Source organism: Bradyrhizobium sp. UFLA05-125 (genome assembly GCF_059803515.1).
In genome coordinates this window covers 137058-154212 of sequence record NZ_JBANBJ010000006.1, presented here as the reverse complement: position 1 = coordinate 154212, position 17155 = coordinate 137058, and the positions used below count along the sequence as shown (strand labels likewise).

General features: G+C 64.7%; 15 protein-coding genes. 11 read left to right on the top strand and 4 right to left on the bottom strand.

All coding sequences use genetic code 11. From position 1 onward, the window contains the following. Positions 1-144: 144 nt before the first annotated feature. From SO156_RS09600 to SO156_RS09590, 3 genes are all read left to right on the top strand, one after another. On the top strand, positions 145-876 hold the full coding sequence (locus SO156_RS09600; RefSeq protein ID WP_458146869.1) for an outer membrane protein: 732 nt from the start codon (positions 145-147) through the stop codon (positions 874-876). A gap of 165 nt (positions 877-1041) precedes the next feature. Beyond that, entirely contained in the window at positions 1042-3183 is a 2142-nt protein-coding gene (locus tag SO156_RS09595) for a methyl-accepting chemotaxis protein (RefSeq protein ID WP_458146868.1), read from the top strand. A 227-nt stretch (positions 3184-3410) separates the two neighbouring features. Further along, the gene (locus tag SO156_RS09590; protein ID WP_458146867.1) at positions 3411-4472 is read left to right on the top strand and encodes an MBL fold metallo-hydrolase; all 1062 of its coding nucleotides are present in this window, start codon (positions 3411-3413) and stop codon (positions 4470-4472) included. A 10-nt stretch (positions 4473-4482) separates the two neighbouring features. Here the strand turns inward: SO156_RS09590 and aroQ are convergent, their stop codons facing one another. Then, entirely contained in the window at positions 4483-4914 is a 432-nt protein-coding gene (gene aroQ / locus SO156_RS09585) for a type II 3-dehydroquinate dehydratase (protein WP_458146866.1), read from the bottom strand. Positions 4915-5254: 340 nt separating this feature from the next. Here aroQ and hemA point away from each other — a divergent pair, with 340 nt between their 5' ends. Together hemA and SO156_RS09575 are read left to right on the top strand one after the other, a co-directional pair. After that, positions 5255-6484, top strand: a complete 1230-nt coding sequence (gene hemA / locus SO156_RS09580; RefSeq protein ID WP_458146865.1) for a 5-aminolevulinate synthase — start codon at positions 5255-5257, stop codon at positions 6482-6484. 183 nt (positions 6485-6667) lie between these two features. Then, positions 6668-10177, top strand: a complete 3510-nt coding sequence (locus SO156_RS09575; protein WP_498534595.1) for a PAS domain-containing hybrid sensor histidine kinase/response regulator — start codon at positions 6668-6670, stop codon at positions 10175-10177. A gap of 89 nt (positions 10178-10266) precedes the next feature. On the opposite strand, the gene SO156_RS09570 is transcribed toward SO156_RS09575, so the two are convergent. After that, positions 10267-10938, bottom strand: a complete 672-nt coding sequence (locus tag SO156_RS09570; protein WP_458146863.1) for a response regulator transcription factor — start codon at positions 10936-10938, stop codon at positions 10267-10269. 343 nt (positions 10939-11281) lie between these two features. On the opposite strand from SO156_RS09570, the gene SO156_RS09565 reads away from it, so the two are divergent. Beyond that, positions 11282-12907: an MFS transporter gene (locus SO156_RS09565; RefSeq protein WP_458146914.1), complete on the top strand. Its 1626-nt coding sequence runs from the start codon at positions 11282-11284 to the stop codon at positions 12905-12907. A 96-nt stretch (positions 12908-13003) separates the two neighbouring features. On the opposite strand, the gene SO156_RS09560 is transcribed toward SO156_RS09565, so the two are convergent. Both SO156_RS09560 and SO156_RS09555 read right to left on the bottom strand, forming a co-directional pair. Continuing rightward, a complete protein-coding gene (locus SO156_RS09560; protein WP_498534594.1) occupies positions 13004-13468 on the bottom strand; it encodes a secondary thiamine-phosphate synthase enzyme YjbQ in 465 nt (154 codons plus the stop codon). Positions 13469-13618: 150 nt separating this feature from the next. Beyond that, positions 13619-14140, bottom strand: a complete 522-nt coding sequence (locus SO156_RS09555; protein ID WP_498534593.1) for a hypothetical protein — start codon at positions 14138-14140, stop codon at positions 13619-13621. Between the two features lie 348 nt (positions 14141-14488). Between SO156_RS09555 and SO156_RS09550 the strand changes: the two genes are divergently transcribed. The 5 genes from SO156_RS09550 to SO156_RS09530 all read left to right on the top strand — a co-directional run bounded on the left by SO156_RS09550 (position 14489) and on the right by SO156_RS09530 (position 17122). Beyond that, entirely contained in the window at positions 14489-14863 is a 375-nt protein-coding gene (locus SO156_RS09550) for an AtpZ/AtpI family protein (protein WP_458146860.1), read from the top strand. Between the two features lie 107 nt (positions 14864-14970). Further along, entirely contained in the window at positions 14971-15720 is a 750-nt protein-coding gene (locus tag SO156_RS09545; RefSeq protein ID WP_498534592.1) for a F0F1 ATP synthase subunit A, read from the top strand. A gap of 54 nt (positions 15721-15774) precedes the next feature. Beyond that, a complete protein-coding gene (locus SO156_RS09540) occupies positions 15775-16005 on the top strand; it encodes a F0F1 ATP synthase subunit C (RefSeq protein WP_027521425.1) in 231 nt (76 codons plus the stop codon). Positions 16006-16064: 59 nt separating this feature from the next. Next, a complete protein-coding gene (locus tag SO156_RS09535) occupies positions 16065-16631 on the top strand; it encodes a F0F1 ATP synthase subunit B (RefSeq protein WP_458146858.1) in 567 nt (188 codons plus the stop codon). Positions 16632-16636: 5 nt separating this feature from the next. Next, complete coding sequence (locus tag SO156_RS09530; protein WP_498534591.1) at positions 16637-17122, top strand: F0F1 ATP synthase subunit B family protein; 486 nt, start codon at positions 16637-16639, stop codon at positions 17120-17122. Positions 17123-17155 lie beyond the last annotated feature (33 nt).

Sequence of the window (17155 nt, the reverse complement as noted above, 5' to 3'; positions counted from 1 at the left end):
AAAGCATTTGCCCGCCAATACGTTGGGTTGGCGGCGACTGTGCCACGCATGCGACAGCATTTTAGTCAAAAGCCCGCTATCTGCGAAAGCAACGACGGCGCGGAAAGCGCGCCTGCGGGGAATGAAGTGTTGGAGTTAGAGACGATGAAGAAGATTCTGTTCGCGACCGTTGCGCTGCTCTCGTTGAGCGCGGCCGCGCCCGCCGTCGGCGCCGATCTCGGCGCCCGGCCCTATTACAACAAGGCGCCTGCGCCGGCTTATGTTTCGCCGATCTACAACTGGACCGGCTTCTATCTCGGTGCGCATCTCGGCGGCGCGTTCTCGAGCGACAACAATTTCAACGGCCTCTCCACCGGCAACAACGGAAATGGCCGCTTCCTCGGCGGTCTCCAGGCCGGCGCGGACTGGCAGTTCCACCCGAACTTCGTGGTCGGCGTCGAAGGCCAGTACTCCTGGCTGTCCGGCAGCGTCGGCGCGGTGTTCCCGAGCGGCTACGCCTACACCAACGACCAGCGCGGGCTCGGCTCGATCACCGGCCGCGTCGGCTACACCTGGGGCCCGGGCCTGCTCTACGTGAAGGGTGGCTACGCCTATTCCGACAACAACGAGCATGTGACACTCGGCGGGGCGCCGGTCGCGTTCGCGATCTCCGGCGATCATCGCAATGGCTACACCGTCGGGGCCGGTCTCGAATACATGTTCGCTCCGAACTGGTCGGCCAAGGCCGAGTATCAGTACTACAATTTCGGCAGCGCCACCTTCATCGCGCCGGCCGCGCTGGTGTCGGCCGGCAGCTTCACCACCGACGATCACACCGTGAAGGCGGGCGTCAACTACCGCTTCAATTGGGCCGGCCCAGCGGCTGCGCGTTACTGATCGCTAACCACACTGATCTTGCGAGGAGGGCCGGCAATCTTGCCGGCCCTTCTTTTTTCGCCATGTGGAAAGAGCGCAAGCAATTGCGTCACTTGCGATTTTTTAACTCGCTACCCCGATACTGCCGCCCGCAAAATATAAAGCAGTCGGCGTGGGGGAATTCTGATGGCGATCCGTATGAGCCTGGGCAGACTCAGGCCTCGTGTCTCGTTGCTGAAATGGGGTGTGCGCGGCAGCCTGTTCGCCGCCTTCGCGGTCATCGCCGGCATGGGCCTCGTGATCTCGGCAGGCGCCGGCTACGTGCTGCAAAATCTCGGCGAACGCATGGTCGATCTGAGCGGACGGGACATTCCGCGTCTCGCTGCAAGTCTGCAATTGTCGGCACTGAGCGCCAGCCTCGCCGCACAGGGTCCGGCGCTCCTCGCGGCGCCGAGCGAGGATGCGCTGAACGAGCACACCAGGAAGCTCAAGGAATTGCAGCAGCAGGTCCAGCAGAAGCTCGGCGAGATCATCGAGCTCGGCGCCGATAAGACGGTCGTCACGGGACTCAACGACACCATCAAGAATCTCAATGAGGCGGCGCAAAGCCTGACCTCGGCCGCGCGCGAGCGGCTCGACGTCGCGGCCCTTCACGACAAGCAATACGATGCGCTACGCAAGGCGCAGGGCGACTTCGTCGGCGCGGCCAGCCCCGCGATGCTCAACGCCCAGACCCAGGTGAACGCGATTCTCGGCTCCGCGAACCTTTCGGCCGAAGACGCCACCGAAGCCGCGCAGACCGTCGGCCAGCTTGGCAACGTCGTTGCCGCCGGCAATCTTGCGGCGGCCGACATGAGCGCGGCGCTTTCGGCCAATACCGCCGACAAGCTCGACGACATCCAGAAGGATTTCAAGACGGCGCAGGGACGCCTTCGCTCCAACCTCGACCTGCTGCCGGACAATCAGGGCAGCAAGATGCTGCGCGAGACGGCCGAAAAGCTGCTTGCGCTCGGCACCGGGAAGACCGGTGTGTTCAACCTGCGTGAGAAGGAGCTCGACGCCACCGACTACGGCCAGACCGTGCTCGATGAAACCCGCAAGCTCAATGTCGGCCTCGGCATCAGCGTGCAGCAACTGGTCGAAGGCGTGCAGAGGGAGACCAACGACTCGACCTTCCAGGCGCGCAGGCAGATTTCGTTCGCCACCATGGTCATGCTGGCGCTGGGCGCGTTGACCCTGGTCGGCTCGGCGCTATTCGTCTGGCTCTATGTCGGACGCAACATCCTGCGGCGCATCGGCGGACTGCAGCGCGCGATGCAATTGCTCTCCGCAGGCGACCTCGACACCGAGATTGCCCGCTCCAGGCACAATGACGAAATCAGCGCGATGACGGACACTTTGCAGGTGTTCCGCGAAGGCATGATCAAGGCCCGCTCGCTCTCGAGCGAGCAGGACAAGGACCGCGCTGCGAAGGCCGAGCGCGCCGCGCGCATGGAGGCGCAGATCGGATCGTTCGAAGGCACCGTGCGCACAGCGCTCGACAGCCTCGCCCAATCGGCCAATTCGATGCAGGCGACCGCGCAGAGCATGTCGTCGACGGCCGACCAGTCGAATGCGCTGGTCAACGCCGTGGCGTCAGCAGCGGAGGAGACCTCGGTCAACGTGCAGACGGTGTCGGCCGGTACCGAGCAATTGTCGTCGTCGATTGCCGAGATCAGCCGCCAGGTGGTCACCTCGGCCGAGATCGCGAAGAAGGCGGTCCACGAGGCCGGCGCGACCGACGCGACCGTGCAGGGCCTCGCAGACAGCGCGAGCCGCATCAGCGTGGTCGTCGATCTGATCCAGACCATCGCCTCGCAGACCAATCTGCTCGCCCTCAACGCCACGATCGAAGCGGCGCGTGCCGGCGAGGCCGGCCGCGGCTTCGCCGTGGTCGCCTCCGAAGTGAAGAGCCTCGCCAGCCAGACCGCGAAGGCGACGGATGAGATCCGCACCCAGATCGCCAGCATGCAGCAGGTCACGAGTTCTGCGGTCGGCGCGATCCGAGGCATCGGCCAGATCATCGGCGAGATCAACGACGTGACCACGACGATCGCCGCCGCTGTCGAGCAACAGGGCGCAGCGACGCGCGAGATCGCCCGCAACATCCAGCACGCCGCGGGGGGCACCAGCGAGGTCTCCAGCAACATCGTCGGCGTCTCCACGGCCTCGGCCGAAGCGGGTGCTGCGGCGACGGAAGTGCTGAGCGCCTCCGATGCGCTGCGCCGCGAGGCCGACGTGCTGCGCGGGGAGATCGACGCGTTCCTCAGCAATATCCGGGCGGCCTAGTCGCCGCCGCCGACATTCCGGGGCACTTACGCGCCCCTGGAATGACCGTGTATGCGTAGCCCGGACGGAGCGAAGCGCAATCCGGGGCATTTGCGCGTGAGAATTCCCGGATTTCGCTTCGCTCCATCCGGGCTACGGAAAACTACGGACGGAATGACCGCTATGCGGGGTTACTCCGCAGCGCTTTTCGGCTGGCGTCCCGCCCGATGTGCGGGTACCGATAGTCCATGCATTCGAAGAGCGACAGCGCGCAGTCCTCAGCCGAGGCGCTGCGCTACCCCTGGGAACAGCATCCCGGCCCCGAAGAGGTCGTGGAGGTGCGCCCCGGCGTGTTGTGGGTACGGCTCAAGCTGCCGTTCCGCCTCAACCATGTGAACATCTACCTGCTCGCCGACGGCGATGGCTATGCGATGATCGACTCCGGCTTCGGCAACGAGGAGACGATCGAGGCCTGGACAAAGCTGTTCGACGGGCCGCTGAGGGGCGTCCATATCACGCGCTTGATCGTCACCCATTCGCATCCCGACCATGTTGGCCTGGCGGGCTGGATCGTCGAGCGGTTCAACTGCCCGCTCGAGATGTCACAGGTCGAATATCTGCAATCGGTCTACCATCAGAACCGCGGCACCGAGGAGCGGCGCAACGCGCAGCGACTGTTCTTCCGCCGCCACGGCATGGACGAGACGCTAACCGACAAGCTGCTCGGCCGCGGCCAGGAATATCTGAAGCGCGTGTCGGTGCTGCCTGCCTCTTACCGCCGCATCTCGCATGGCGACGAGGTCGTGATCGGCACCCGGCGCTTCAAGGTCATCACCGGCGGCGGCCACGCGCTCGATCAGGTGATGCTGTACTGCGCCGACGACAAGCTGTTCCTCTCCGCCGACCAGGTGCTGAGCAAGATCTCGCCGAACGTCAGCGTCTGGGCGGTCGAGCCCGACCAGAACTCGCTCGGCGAGTATCTGGCCTCGCTCGCGAGCCTCACCACGACGTTGCCATATGACGTGCTGGTGCTGCCGGGCCACGGCGTGCCGTTCTTTGGGCTGAAGACCCGCATCAAGCAGCTCGCCGACCATCACGAGGAGCGCTGCCGCATGATCGCGGAAGCGTGCCGCGAGGTGCCGCAGACCTCGTCCCAGCTCGTGCCGGTCGTGTTCCACAAGCATGTGCTCGATGCCCACCAGATGGGCTTTGCCGCGGGCGAATTGATCGCCCACGTCAACTACATGCTGGTCGAGGGACGCCTGACCGCGGAAGAGAAGGACGGCGTGCTCCAGTTCAGGACGACCTGAGCGCCCGCCCTCACTGCATCTGCGCGATCGCGTGCATCGCCGCGATGTAGCCATAGGGCCCGAGCCCGCAGATCACGCCGGCTGCGACGAACGAAATCTTTGAATGCCGGTGATATTCGTCGCGGGCGTGGATGTTGGAGATGTGCACCTCCAGCACGGGGCCCTCGAACGCCTTGATCGCATCCATGATCGCGACCGAGGTGAAGGAGAAGCCAGCCGGATTGATGATGACGGCATCGGCATCCTGCCGCGCCAACTGGATCAGGTCGACGAGGATACCCTCGTGGTTGGACTGGTGGAAGGCGACCGTGAGATCGAGCCTCAAAGCAGCCTCCTCGCAGCTTGCCTTGATCTCGGCAAGCGTCGTCGTGCCATAGATGTGCGGCTCGCGCACGCCGAGGAGATTGAGGTTCGGGCCGTTCAGGATCATCACTCGTTTCATAGCGCTTCCCTTTGCAAGAGCTGTCCGCCCGGGGACGGCGGCACCGCAGCCGTTTCAGCCGCGCCCGGCCCAGCCGGTTCCGCGATCATGACCGGCGAAGCGACATGGACAAAATGTCCATGCCGCCGCGAGCGCGACCACGCAGCCCAAGCGCCGGCGCCCCGCCGCGTCGCGGCCGCGCTAGCCGGTTGATCCACATCAATTATTGCTGATGGCCCGCCGTTATGAATGGTCCTGCCCGCCGCATTGCCAAATGCGGGTTGGCGCATAGACATTAGAGCTTGAAAAGCTCTAAGAAGATTAGCCGCTTGGGCCCTTAAGTTCCGCTGCAGGTCTGCCGATGGATTACAGCCAGTACTTCTCTTCTGCCCTCGACCGCCTCCACGCCGAGCGGCGCTATCGCGTGTTTGCTGATCTGGAGCGCATGGCCGGCAGGTTCCCGCATGCGGTATGGCACTCGCCCAACGGCAAGCGCGACGTCGTGATCTGGTGCTCCAACGACTATCTGGGCATGGGCCAGCACCCGAAGGTGGTCGGCGCCATGGTCGAGACCGCGACCCGGGTCGGCACCGGTGCGGGCGGCACCCGCAACATCGCCGGCACCCACCATCCGCTGGTGCAACTCGAAGCCGAGCTCGCCGACCTCCACGGCAAGGAGGCTGCTCTCCTCTTCACCTCCGGCTACGTCTCGAACCAGACCGGGATTGCGACGATCGCAAAGCTCATCCCGAACTGCCTGATCCTGTCAGATGAGCTCAACCACAATTCGATGATCGAGGGCATCCGCCAGTCCGGCTGCGAGCGGATCGTGTTCCGCCACAACGATCTCGCCGATCTCGAAGCGCTCTTGAAGGCCGCCGGCCCGAACCGGCCGAAGCTGATCGCCTGCGAGAGCCTCTATTCGATGGACGGCGACGTCGCCCCGCTCGCCAGGATCTGCGACCTCGCCGAGAAATACGGCGCGATGACTTATGTGGATGAAGTTCACGCGGTCGGCATGTACGGTCCGCGCGGCGGTGGCATCGCCGAGCGTGACGGCGTCATGCATCGCATCGACATCCTGGAAGGCACGCTGGCGAAAGCCTTCGGCTGCCTCGGCGGCTATATCGCGGCCAACGGCCAGATCATCGACGCCGTGCGCTCCTATGCGCCGGGCTTCATCTTCACCACCGCGCTGCCGCCGGCAATCTGCTCGGCCGCAACCGCCGCGATCAAGCACCTGAAGACCTCGAGCTGGGAGCGCGAGCGCCACCAGGACCGCGCCGCCCGCGTCAAGGCGATCCTCGATGCCGCCGGCCTGCCGGTGATGTCGAGCGATACCCATATCGTGCCGCTGTTCGTTGGCGATCCCGAGAAGTGCAAGCAGGCCTCCGACCTGCTGCTCGAAGAGCACGGCATCTACATCCAGCCGATCAACTATCCCACCGTCGCCAAGGGCACCGAGCGGCTGCGCATCACGCCCTCGCCCTATCACGACGACGGCCTGATCGATCAGCTCGCCGAAGCCCTCCTCCAGGTCTGGGACCGCCTCGGCCTGCCACTGCGCCAGAAGTCGCTGGCGGCGGAGTAGGCTATGTTTCACCCTCCCCTGGAAGGGGAGGGTAAGCTCGCCTTGGCGCTTAACGACGATGATGGTTCCTACCGCAACCGGAAAAATGGCTGTCGCTTGCGGCAAGCTTAAGCGCTAGATTTTCTTCGGAAAATGAGATCGGACGCGGCTTTGGCCGCGACGCAAGGGAGAGGTTCCCCAGCAATGCTGCACGACTGGGGCGTGATCGCAGCCGCTTTCGGCTATATCGGCTTTCTGTTCCTGGTGGCGAGCCACGGCGACCGCCGTTCCCAGGCGCGGGCCGGCCATGCCTCCGGCCTGATCTATCCGCTCTCGCTCGCGATCTACTGCACCTCCTGGACCTTCTTCGGCTCGGTCGGCTTCGCCACCCGCACCTCGACCGACTTCCTCGCGATCTATGTCGGCCCGGTCCTGATGATCGGGATCGGCACCGGCATCCTGCGCCGCGTGATCCAGCTCGCCAAGGCACAGAACATCACCTCGATCGCCGACTTCATCGGCGCGCGCTACGGCAAGAGCCAGGCGGTGGCGGCAACGGTCGCGCTGATCGCCATCATCGGCTCGGTGCCCTATATCGCCCTGCAGCTGAAGGCCGTCGCCTCCTCGCTCGAGACCATCTTGAGCGAGGACCAGGCCTTCTCCCACATCCCGATCCTCGGCGACATGGCGCTGATGGTGACGCTGGCGATGGCGGCCTTCGCCGTGCTGTTCGGCACGCGACAGACGGATGCCACCGAGCACCAGCACGGGCTGATGCTTGCGGTCGCGACCGAATCCATCGTCAAGCTGGTCGCGTTCCTCGCCGCCGGCGCCTTCGTCACCTTCTGGATGTTCTCGCCGCACGAATTGATCGAGCGCGCGATGAAGACGCCGGAGGCGGTGCGCGCCATCAACTACTCGCCCTCGATCGGCAACTTCCTGACCATGACGCTGCTGTCGTTCTGCGCGGTCATGCTGCTGCCGCGCCAGTTCCACGTCAGCGTGGTGGAGAACTCGTCCGATGCCGAGGTCGGTCGCGCGCGCTGGCTGTTCCCGCTCTATCTCGTCGCCATCAACGTCTTCGTGATCCCGATCGCGCTCGCCGGCCTCGTGACCTTCCCGTTCGGTGCGATCGACCCCGACATGTACGTGCTGGCGCTGCCGATGGCGGGCGGCAGCGACCTGCTCAGCGTCGGCATCTTCGTCGGCGGATTGTCGGCGGCGACCGCGATGGTGATCGTGGAATGCGTCGCGCTCTCCATCATGGTTTCCAACGATCTCGTGGTGCCGCTGGTGCTGAAGCGCCGGCCCGAGGGCCGCACCGGCGCCACGGATTTCATCGACTTCCTGCTGCGCTCCCGGCGGCTCGCGATCTTCGCCATCATGGTGATGGCCTATTTCTATTATCGCGCGCTTGGCAACACCCAGCTCGCGGCCATTGGTCTTCTGTCCTTTGCAGCCATCGCCCAGCTTGCGCCGAGCTTCTTCGGCGGCCTGTTGTGGCGGCGCGCCACCGCGCGCGGCGCCATCGGCGGGATGCTGGTCGGCTTCGCTGTGTGGCTCTACACGCTGTTCCTGCCGAGCTTCCTCGACTCCTCGACCTCGGGCATCCTGCTGCTCCAGCACGGCCCGTTCGGCATCGAGGCGTTGCGGCCGCAGGCGCTGTTCGGCGCCGACCTGCCGCCGCTGCTGCATGGGGTCGCCTGGTCGCTGTCGCTCAACATCCTCACCTACGTGCTGCTCTCGCTGGCACGCCAGCCGAGCTCGATCGAGCTCGTGCAGGGCGACCTGTTCGTCCCCAACACGCTCGCGCCGATCGCACCGAATTTCCGCCGCTGGCGCACCACCGTCACCGTGCAGGACATCCAGAGCACGGTCGCGCAATATCTCGGGCCCGACCGCGCGCGGCATTCCTTCGAGGCCTTTGCGGCACGGCGCAATGTTCGGCTCGAAGCCGGGGCACCGGCCGATTTCGAGCTGCTGCAGCACGCCGAGCACATGATCGCCTCCTCGATCGGAGCGGCCTCCTCGCGGCTCGTGATGTCGCTCCTGCTGCGCAAGCGGACCGTGTCGGCAAAAGCCGCGCTCAAACTGCTCGACGATTCCCATGCGGCGCTGCATTTCAACCGCGAGATCCTCCAGACCGCGCTCAACCATGTGCGTCAGGGCATTGCGGTGTTCGATGAGGACCTGCAGCTGATCTGCTCGAACCGGCAGTTCGGCGAGTTGCTGAGCGTGCCGCCGCATTTCATCCAGTTCGGCACGCCGCTGCGGGAGATCCTGGAATTCATGGGCGCCGGCAACCCGGCGGAGGTCGACGACCACGAGGCGATGCTGGCACGACGGCTCATCGCCTATACGACCGATAGCGCGCCGTATCTGGAGCGCCTGCCCGATCGCCACCTGGTCATCGAGGTCCTGACCAATCGCATGCCGGGCGGCGGCTTCGTCATCACCTTTACCGACGTCACCCCGTCCTTCGAGGCGGCGGAAGCGCTGGAGCGCGCCAACGCATCGCTGGAAAAGCGGGTGCGCGACCGCACCGAGGAGCTGACACGGCTGAACTCGGAGCTGGCCCAGGCGAAGAGCACCGCCGAGGACGCGAACATTTCCAAGACGCGCTTCCTCGCGGCGGCGAGCCATGACATCCTCCAGCCGCTGAACGCCGCGCGGCTCTACGCCACGAGCCTGGTCGAGCGTCAGCATGGCGGCGAAGAGACGCGGCTGGTCGAGAACATCGACGAATCGCTCCAGGCGATCGAGGAGATCCTGGGCGCGCTGCTCGACATCTCGCGGCTGGATGCGGGCGCCATGACGACCTCGATCTCGAGCTTCAAGATCGGCGACCTGATGCGGTCGCTGGAGATCGAGTTCGCGCCGATCGCCCGCGCCAAGGGCTTGCGGCTGACCTTCATGCCCTGCTCGCTGGCGGTCAAATCGGACCGGCTGCTGCTGCGGCGCCTGCTGCAGAACCTGATCTCCAACGCGATCAAATACACGCCGCGCGGGCGCGTTTTAGTCGGCTGCCGCCGCCAGGGACAATCGCTGAAAGTCTGCGTCTACGACACCGGCGTCGGCATCCCGACCGTGAAGCGCGCCGAGATCTTCAAGGAATTCCACCGCCTCGAACAGGGCGCGCGGATTGCGCGCGGCCTGGGCCTTGGTCTGTCGATCGTCGAGCGCCTGGCGCGCGTGCTCAAGCACGGCATCGCCATCGATGCCAATGCGAGCGGCGGCTCGATGTTCTCGGTGACGGTGCCGACCGCGAAGGCGGCGACCCATACCGCAGCCGTGACCAGCGCCACACCGCTCGCGCGCGCGCCGATTGCCGGCGCGCTGATCGTGTGCATCGAGAACGACGCGGCGATCCTCGACGGCATGCGCACGCTGCTGAAAGCCTGGGACGCCGAGGTCATCGCGGTCGCAGACCCCGAGGGCGCGATCAGTGCGATCGAAGCCGCCGGACGTAACGTGACGGGCCTGCTCGTCGACTATCATCTCGACCGCGGCAACGGCATCGCCGCCATCCGCGACATCCGTCGCCGCTTCGGTGACAATCTTCCGGCGATCCTGATCACCGCCGACCGCAGCCCGGCCGTCCAGGTCGCCGCGCGCGAGGAGCAGATCGCCGTGCTGAACAAGCCGGTGAAGCCCGCCTCGCTCCGCGCCCTTCTCGGGCAATGGCGCACCCAGCAGATGGTGGCGGCGGAGTGAGATGACGTCATTGCGGGGCGCGAAACGAACCCGGAATCTCGAGATTCCGGGTTCGTTGCTTCGCATCGCCCCGGAATGACAGCTTGGTTCTACTGCGTCGGCGTGCCCTGCTTCCACTGGCCGCCGGCGATCTTGGCGGCGGCGATCACGGCCTGGGTGCGGCTCTCGACGCCAAGCTTCTGCAGGATCGCGGAGACGTGGGCCTTGATGGTCGCCTCGGAGACACCGAGCTCATAGGCGATCTGCTTGTTGAGGAGACCTTCCGACAGCATCATCAGCACCCGCACCTGCTGCGGCGTCAGCGTCACCAGACGGTCGCGCAGACGCATCATGTCGGGATCGGCGGCCGAGTTGAGGTCGGTATCCGGCGGGACCCAGACGTCGCCATCCATCACCTTCAGGATGGCGTCACGCAGGGTCTCGACGCCGAACCGCTTGGGTATGAAACCGGAGGCGCCGAAGTCGAGGGAACGGCGGATCGTGGCGCTGTCGTCCGACGCCGAGACGATGACCACGGGGATCGCCGGATATTGCGCACGCAGATAGATCAGGCCGGAAAAGCCCGAGATTCCCGGCATCGACAGGTCGAGCAGGACCAGGTCGACGTCGGAATCCTGTTCCAGGAGCTTGGTCAGGTCCTCAAACGATCCGGCCTCGTCGACCCGCGCTGAAGTCAGAACGCCGGCCACGGCCTGGCGCAGCGCATCGCGGAACAGCGGATGGTCATCGGCGATGACGAGGCGGGTTGCGGGAGCGTTCATCGATCTCTTGCTGTCATTGTGGTCGGGCCAGCTAGCCAGGTGCCGGCGGGGCAATTCTTCCCCGAGCGGCCGTGGCATGCAAGCCCACATTATCCCTTTGCGGCAAAGGGGTTAATCCCGATCTTCCACCTCCCGGGGCGTTGCATGCCAGCAGCCGTCAGCCACGCGTCAGTGCGAAAGGCCAAAAGTCGTATTGGGACCGGTTTCACGGCGATGTTACCTTGGGGGTAAGCAAGCCCAGAAGCCGCCGGCTGAGTCCGGACATCTGGGAGCGAGGAAACGATTTACGGGGAGCGACTTCAACATGACGACAATGACTGTGTCCCGTGCTGGCGCAGGAGGCATGACGAAGGACGAACGGTTCGTCATTCTCGCCTCATCGCTCGGCACCGTCTTCGAGTGGTACGACTTCTACCTCTACGGCTCGCTGGCCGGCATCATCGGTTTGCAATTCTTCTCGGACTATCCGCCAGCAACCCGTGACATCTTCGCGCTGCTGGCGTTCGCCGCCGGCTTCCTGGTCCGTCCGTTCGGCGCCATCGTGTTCGGCCGCGTCGGCGATATCGTCGGCCGCAAATACACCTTCCTCGTCACCATCCTGATCATGGGTCTGTCGACCTTCATCGTCGGCCTGCTGCCGAACGCCGCGACCATCGGCTTCGCAGCTCCGGTGATCCTGATCGCGCTGCGCCTTGCCCAGGGTCTCGCGCTCGGTGGCGAGTATGGCGGTGCGGCGACCTACGTCGCCGAGCACGCGCCGAACGGCAAGCGCGGCTACTACACCTCCTTCATCCAGACCACCGCGACCCTCGGCCTCTTCCTGTCGCTGCTGGTGATCCTGTTCACCCGCACCGCGACCGGCGAAGCCGAGTTCGCCAAGTGGGGCTGGCGTATCCCGTTCCTGGTCTCGGTGCTCTTGCTTGGCGTCTCGGTCTGGATCCGGCTCCGCCTCAATGAATCGCCGATCTTCCAGAAGATGAAGGACGAAGGAAAGAGCTCGAAGGCGCCGCTGACGGAGGCCTTCGCCAACTGGCAGAACGGCAAGCTGGTGCTGCTCGCTCTGCTCGGCGGCACCATGGGCCAGGGCGTGGTCTGGTACACTGGCCAGTTCTACGCGCTGTTCTTCCTGCAATCGATCCTGAAGGTCGACGGCTACACCGCCAACCTGCTGATCGCCTGGTCGCTGCTGTTCGGCACCGGCTTCTTCGTCGTGTTCGGCGCGCTGTCCGACAAGATCGGCCGCAAGCCGATCATCCTCGGCGGCTGCCTGATCGCGGCGCTGACCTTCTTCCCGATCTTCAAGATGATCACCACCAACGCCAACCCGGCGCTGGAGAAGGCGATCGAAGCCGGCAAGGTCGAGGTGTGGGCAGATCCAGCAGGCTGCGGCGACCTGTTCAACCCGGTCGGCACCCGCGTCTTCACCGCGCCTTGCGACACCGCACGCGCCTTCCTGTCGCAGTCGTCGGTCAAATACGTGACGATGCCCGGCGCAGCCGGCTCCGGCGTCAAGGTCGTCGTCAACGGCACGGAAGTGCCCTACGCCAACGCCAAGGACAGCAACCCGGCCGTCCTCGCGGCGGTGCAGGCAGCCGGTTATCCCAAGGCGGGTGACCCCGGCATCGTGAAGATGGCGCATCCGTTCGACATCTTCCGTCCGCAGGTGGCCGCGATCATCGGTCTGCTGTTCATCCTGGTGATCTTCGTCACCATGGTCTACGGGCCGATCGCGGCGATGCTGGTCGAACTGTTCCCGACCAAGATCCGCTACACCTCGATGTCGCTGCCCTATCACATCGGCAACGGCTGGTTCGGCGGATTGCTGCCGGCGACCGCGTTCGCGATCGTGGCCTCGACCGGCGACATCTATGCCGGCCTCTGGTATCCGATCGTGTTCGCGGTGATCACTGCCGTGGTCGGCTTCCTGTTCCTGCCCGAGACCAAGGACGTCGACATCAAGTCGACCTGATCGCGCAAGCTGCCGGCGCCGGCCGCCGACGCAAGCCGAAATGCAAACCGGCCGCGAAATTCGCGGCCGGTTTTGTTTTGTCAGCGCGCTCGCCGGTCAGACCGTCTGGCCGATGAATTGCAGCACGATTTCGCGCCGGTGCGGCGCCCTGCGATGCTCGACCAGATAGATCCCCTGCCAGGTGCCGAGTGCCAGCTCGCCCTTCAGGACCGGCACCTGGAGCGACGTCTCCGTCAGCATGGTCTTGATATGCGCAGGCATGTCATCGGGTCCCTCGGTGTCGTGCACCCAACCGGCATTTTCCGGGGCAAGCCGCGACAGCGCCGTGGTGAGATCGGTGAGCACGGAGGGATCGGCATTTTCCTGGATCGTCAGCGACGCCGAGGTATGACGGATGAACAGCGTCAACGCACCCTCGCGCGCGCGAACATCGTGCACGAATTTTGCCGCTTCCGCCGTGAGGTCGACGAAGCCGCGGCGTGAGGTGTGCACGGTCAGTAGCGATGTGCTGATCGTCGTGGCCTGCACGGTCGATGGCGCGGAGCGCGTCGTTGATGTCATCGAAACTCTTTCAATTCGGATACTGCCGTAGGGTGGGCAACGCTAAGCGTGCCCACCTCTTCTGTTGCAATCGTGGAAAGACGGTGAGCACGGCGCTTCGCGCCTTTGCCCACGCTACGAAGGCTCAACGCATCGGCAGGCCAGTGGGTCCTAAATCTTCCCCGACACGTCCTTCTGCACGCGGTTGGCCATCTCGATCAACCGCCGCCAGGCGCGCTCCAGGAACGACACCACGCGGTCGACGTCCTGATCGCTCGGCAGCGGGACCTCGATCTTGCGATTGTTCTCCGCGGCTTTCGGTTCGGCCTTCTTCAGCGAGTCGGATTTCGGCAGCGCATCGTCGATCTTGCCGGAGACGGTTGGCCCGGCGGCCAGCTGCGCCTTCGCCTTCTCGAGCTCGGCCTGCAGGCGCCCGATCTCGGCGTCGAGCGCGGAGCGCTCGTCGGGAACGGCGTAGCAGGCCCAGCCCGTCCCATTGTTCGAGCATGTGGACACGACCCCGGTACGCGTATCGAGCCGCAGCACGCCGTCCGGGGTCGGCGTCATGGTGTAGCGGCCGTTCTCGCTGTCCGGCGCCGCCTGCGCGAAAACAAGACTGCCGCCCGCCGCGACCGCCACGGCAATGACAGCCGCCGAGACCCATGATGCTCTGGATGACGTCGCTGACCTCATGGCGCTGCTCCGTCCGAAGATGATGTGAACCTGCCCGCAATCCTACACCCCGCGCGCCAAAAACGCGCCGGCGGGACGACTGATTTCCGCATCTCGTTCGATATCCGTGGAGCGACCAAATCCAGGCAGGGCCCGCGGATTGCGGCGCGAGCTGCTGCGGTGCGGCGTCATGCTGTGTGCAGCGCTGGGGAACGCAGCGATATCGCAAGCAAGATCAATGAGATAAACGAAAACGACGCAATCGTGACTTGGCTTGACTTGATTATGTGCGGTCAGTATGGTCCGCGCGGCTTTCGAGGGTGGCGGGCGTAATTTCCATTCAACCGCGGCGTTTCGGGTCTTCGTTGCATGAGTACAGGCACGGGGCACGGCGAGAATGGAAATGGCGATAAATCGCCTGAGGAGGCTGCGCTTTCCGCAAGGCTCGGAAGTCTTAATCAGCGGTTGTCCGAATTTCGCGACCGCAGGATCAAGACCGAGCAACCCGCAGGTGAAGGTGGAGACGAAGCGGCCAGAGCCTCGGCGATGGCGGTTGGTTTCCGGCTATCCTCCGAGTTGATCGCCGGGGTCATTGTCGGAGCGGGGATTGGCTGGGGGTTCGACCGCTTGCTGTCGACGTCGCCTTTCGGATTTATCGTGTTCCTGCTGCTCGGCTTCGTGGCTGGCGTGGTGAACGTGGTGAGATCGGCGGGCGCGGGTCAAAACAGGCGCAGTGGTTCGTAGCCCCTCTGGCCAGAGGAATTGATCGTGCCGGCCTCGCCGGTACGGGCCGGCCCGGCCGGCGACCGAGACCCGCCGGCTTGCCCGGCAGACCGAGAGATGCCGCGCGGATGACAATCGACCCGATCCATCAGTTCAATATCGAGCCTCTCTTCACGATCGGCCATATCGGCAATCAAACGATCGCCTTCACCAATTCGTCGCTCTACATGCTGGTGGCGGTTGCGGTGATCTCGCTCCTGATGCTCGCCAGCGGCACGCAGCTCGTTCCCGGCCGTCTGCAGTCGGTCGCCGAAATCTCCTACGAATTCGTCGCGACCATGATCCGCAGCAACGCCGGCGCGGAAGGCATGAAGTTCTTCCCGCTGATCTTCTCGCTGTTCATGTTCATCGCCATCTCGAACCTGATCGGCATCATCCCCTACACCTTCACGGTCTCGAGCCAGCTGATCATTACCGCGACGCTCGCGCTGCTGGTCTTCTTCACCGTCCTGATCTACGGTGTCTACAAGAACGGTCTGAAATTCTTCAAGATTTTTGTCCCGCACGGCGTTCCCGGCTACATCCTGCCGCTGGTGATGTTCATCGAGATCCTGTCGTTCTTACTGCGGCCGGTCTCGCACAGCGTGCGTCTGTTCGCCAACATGCTGGCCGGCCACATCGCGCTGAAGGTATTCGCGGGCTTCGTCGCCATGCTCGGCGTCTCGCTCGGCGCCGTCGGCTGGATCGGCGGCGTGATGCCGCTCGCCCTTACCGTCGCGCTCACCGCGCTCGAACTTTTGGTCGCGTTCCTCCAGGCCTATGTGTTCGCGATCCTGACCTGCATCTACCTCAACGACGCCCTTCATCCCGGACACTGAGCGGTCCGGGGAATTTCCACCCACAACCCAATCTTTCTTTCCAAGGAGTCAAAAATGGATCCGGCAGCAGCAAAACTTATCGGCGCGGGCATCGCGTGCATCGGCATGGGCGGTGCGGGCGTCGGCGTTGGCGTCCTCTTCGGCAACTACCTCGCAGCCGCAGTGCGCAATCCGTCGGCCGCTCAGGGCCAGTTCGGCAACCTGATCTTCGGCTTCGCCGTGACCGAAGCGCTCGGCATCTTCTCGCTGCTGATCGCGCTGCTTCTGCTGTTCGTTCCGCTCTGAGGAGGTATTCGCGCCGCCCGACCTACGGGCGGCGCGCATGACAGCAACAGGAGATCTCCATGGCTGAGAGTCATGGCGGGGCAAAAGGCCCGGAGGCCAATGCTCACACCGAGGCCGAGGGCGGTCACCACGGCGGCGGCTTTCCGCCGTTCGACAGCAGCACCTTTCCATCGCAATTGGTGTCGCTCGCGATCTTCTTCGTCGCGCTCTATCTGATCGTGTCGCGCATTGCGCTGCCGCGCGTCGGCGGCGTGATCGAGGCACGTCAGAACAAGATCGACGGTGATCTGGCCGAGGCGCAGAAGCTGAAGGACCAGTCCGACGCGGCGCTAAAGGCCTATGAAGGCGAGCTCGCTTCGGCGCGTTCGCGCGCCCAGGCGATCAGCAACGAGACCCGCGAAAAGTCGAATGCGCAGGCGGAAGCCGAACGCAAGACGCTGGAAGAGCAATTGGCGAAAAAGCTTGCCGAGGCAGAGAAGACCATTGCCTCGACACGCACCACCGCCATGAGCAACGTCCGCGGCATCGCGGCCGATGCGGCCGGCTCGATCGTGCAGCGGCTGACCGGCGTCGTTCCCGACGCAGCGTCGGTCAACGCAGCGGTCGATGCGTCCCTGAAAGGTTAGTCGAGATGTTCTTCGAACCTGAATTTTGGGTCGCCGTCGCCTTTGTGATCCTGATGGTCGTGTTTGGCTATCTCGGCGTCCACAAGACCGTGCTGACCACGCTCGACCATCGCGCCGAGCGTATCAAGGCCGAGCTCGACGACGCCCGGCGCCTGAAGGAAGAGGCCGCCAAGGTGCTCGCCGACTACAAGGCGCGCAGCGCCAGCGCCGAACGTGAGGCGCAGGACATCATCGCCAACGCAAAGGCCGAAGCCGAGCGCATCGCGGCCGAGGCCAAGGCGAAGATGGAGGATTTCGTCGCCCGCAGAACCAAGACCGCGGAGAGCAAGATTGCGCTCGCCGAGGCCCAGGCGCTCGCCGACGTCCGCGCCGCAGCCGCAGAGGCCGCCGTCCAGGCTGCTTCCACGATCCTGTCGCAGTCGGTCAAGGGCCAGGTCGCCGACGACCTGCTCGCCAAGGGCATCACCGAGGTTCGGCAGAAGCTGAACTGAGGCGAGCTTCCTCACAAATCAAAAAGCCGGCGC

Bases quoted from the DNA above. Each gene is read 5' to 3' on its own strand.
- SO156_RS09535 (WP_458146858.1), top strand. From the start codon at position 16,065: ATGGCTGAGAGTCATGGCGGGGCAAAAGGCCCGGAGGCCAATGCTCAC.
- SO156_RS09570 (WP_458146863.1), bottom strand. From the start codon at position 10,938: ATGAACGCTCCCGCAACCCGCCTCGTCATCGCCGATGACCATCCGCTG.
- aroQ (WP_458146866.1), bottom strand. From the start codon at position 4,914: ATGAAACGAGTGATGATCCTGAACGGCCCGAACCTCAATCTCCTCGGC.
- hemA (WP_458146865.1), top strand. From the start codon at position 5,255: ATGGATTACAGCCAGTACTTCTCTTCTGCCCTCGACCGCCTCCACGCC.
- SO156_RS09530 (WP_498534591.1), top strand. From the start codon at position 16,637: ATGTTCTTCGAACCTGAATTTTGGGTCGCCGTCGCCTTTGTGATCCTG.
- SO156_RS09560 (WP_498534594.1), bottom strand. From the start codon at position 13,468: ATGACATCAACGACGCGCTCCGCGCCATCGACCGTGCAGGCCACGACG.
- SO156_RS09555 (WP_498534593.1), bottom strand. From the start codon at position 14,140: ATGAGGTCAGCGACGTCATCCAGAGCATCATGGGTCTCGGCGGCTGTC.
- SO156_RS09545 (WP_498534592.1), top strand. From the start codon at position 14,971: ATGACAATCGACCCGATCCATCAGTTCAATATCGAGCCTCTCTTCACG.
- SO156_RS09565 (WP_458146914.1), top strand. From the start codon at position 11,282: ATGACGAAGGACGAACGGTTCGTCATTCTCGCCTCATCGCTCGGCACC.
- SO156_RS09575 (WP_498534595.1), top strand. From the start codon at position 6,668: ATGCTGCACGACTGGGGCGTGATCGCAGCCGCTTTCGGCTATATCGGC.
- SO156_RS09595 (WP_458146868.1), top strand. From the start codon at position 1,042: ATGGCGATCCGTATGAGCCTGGGCAGACTCAGGCCTCGTGTCTCGTTG.
- SO156_RS09550 (WP_458146860.1), top strand. From the start codon at position 14,489: ATGAGTACAGGCACGGGGCACGGCGAGAATGGAAATGGCGATAAATCG.
- SO156_RS09540 (WP_027521425.1), top strand. From the start codon at position 15,775: ATGGATCCGGCAGCAGCAAAACTTATCGGCGCGGGCATCGCGTGCATC.
- SO156_RS09590 (WP_458146867.1), top strand. From the start codon at position 3,411: ATGCATTCGAAGAGCGACAGCGCGCAGTCCTCAGCCGAGGCGCTGCGC.
- SO156_RS09600 (WP_458146869.1), top strand. From the start codon at position 145: ATGAAGAAGATTCTGTTCGCGACCGTTGCGCTGCTCTCGTTGAGCGCG.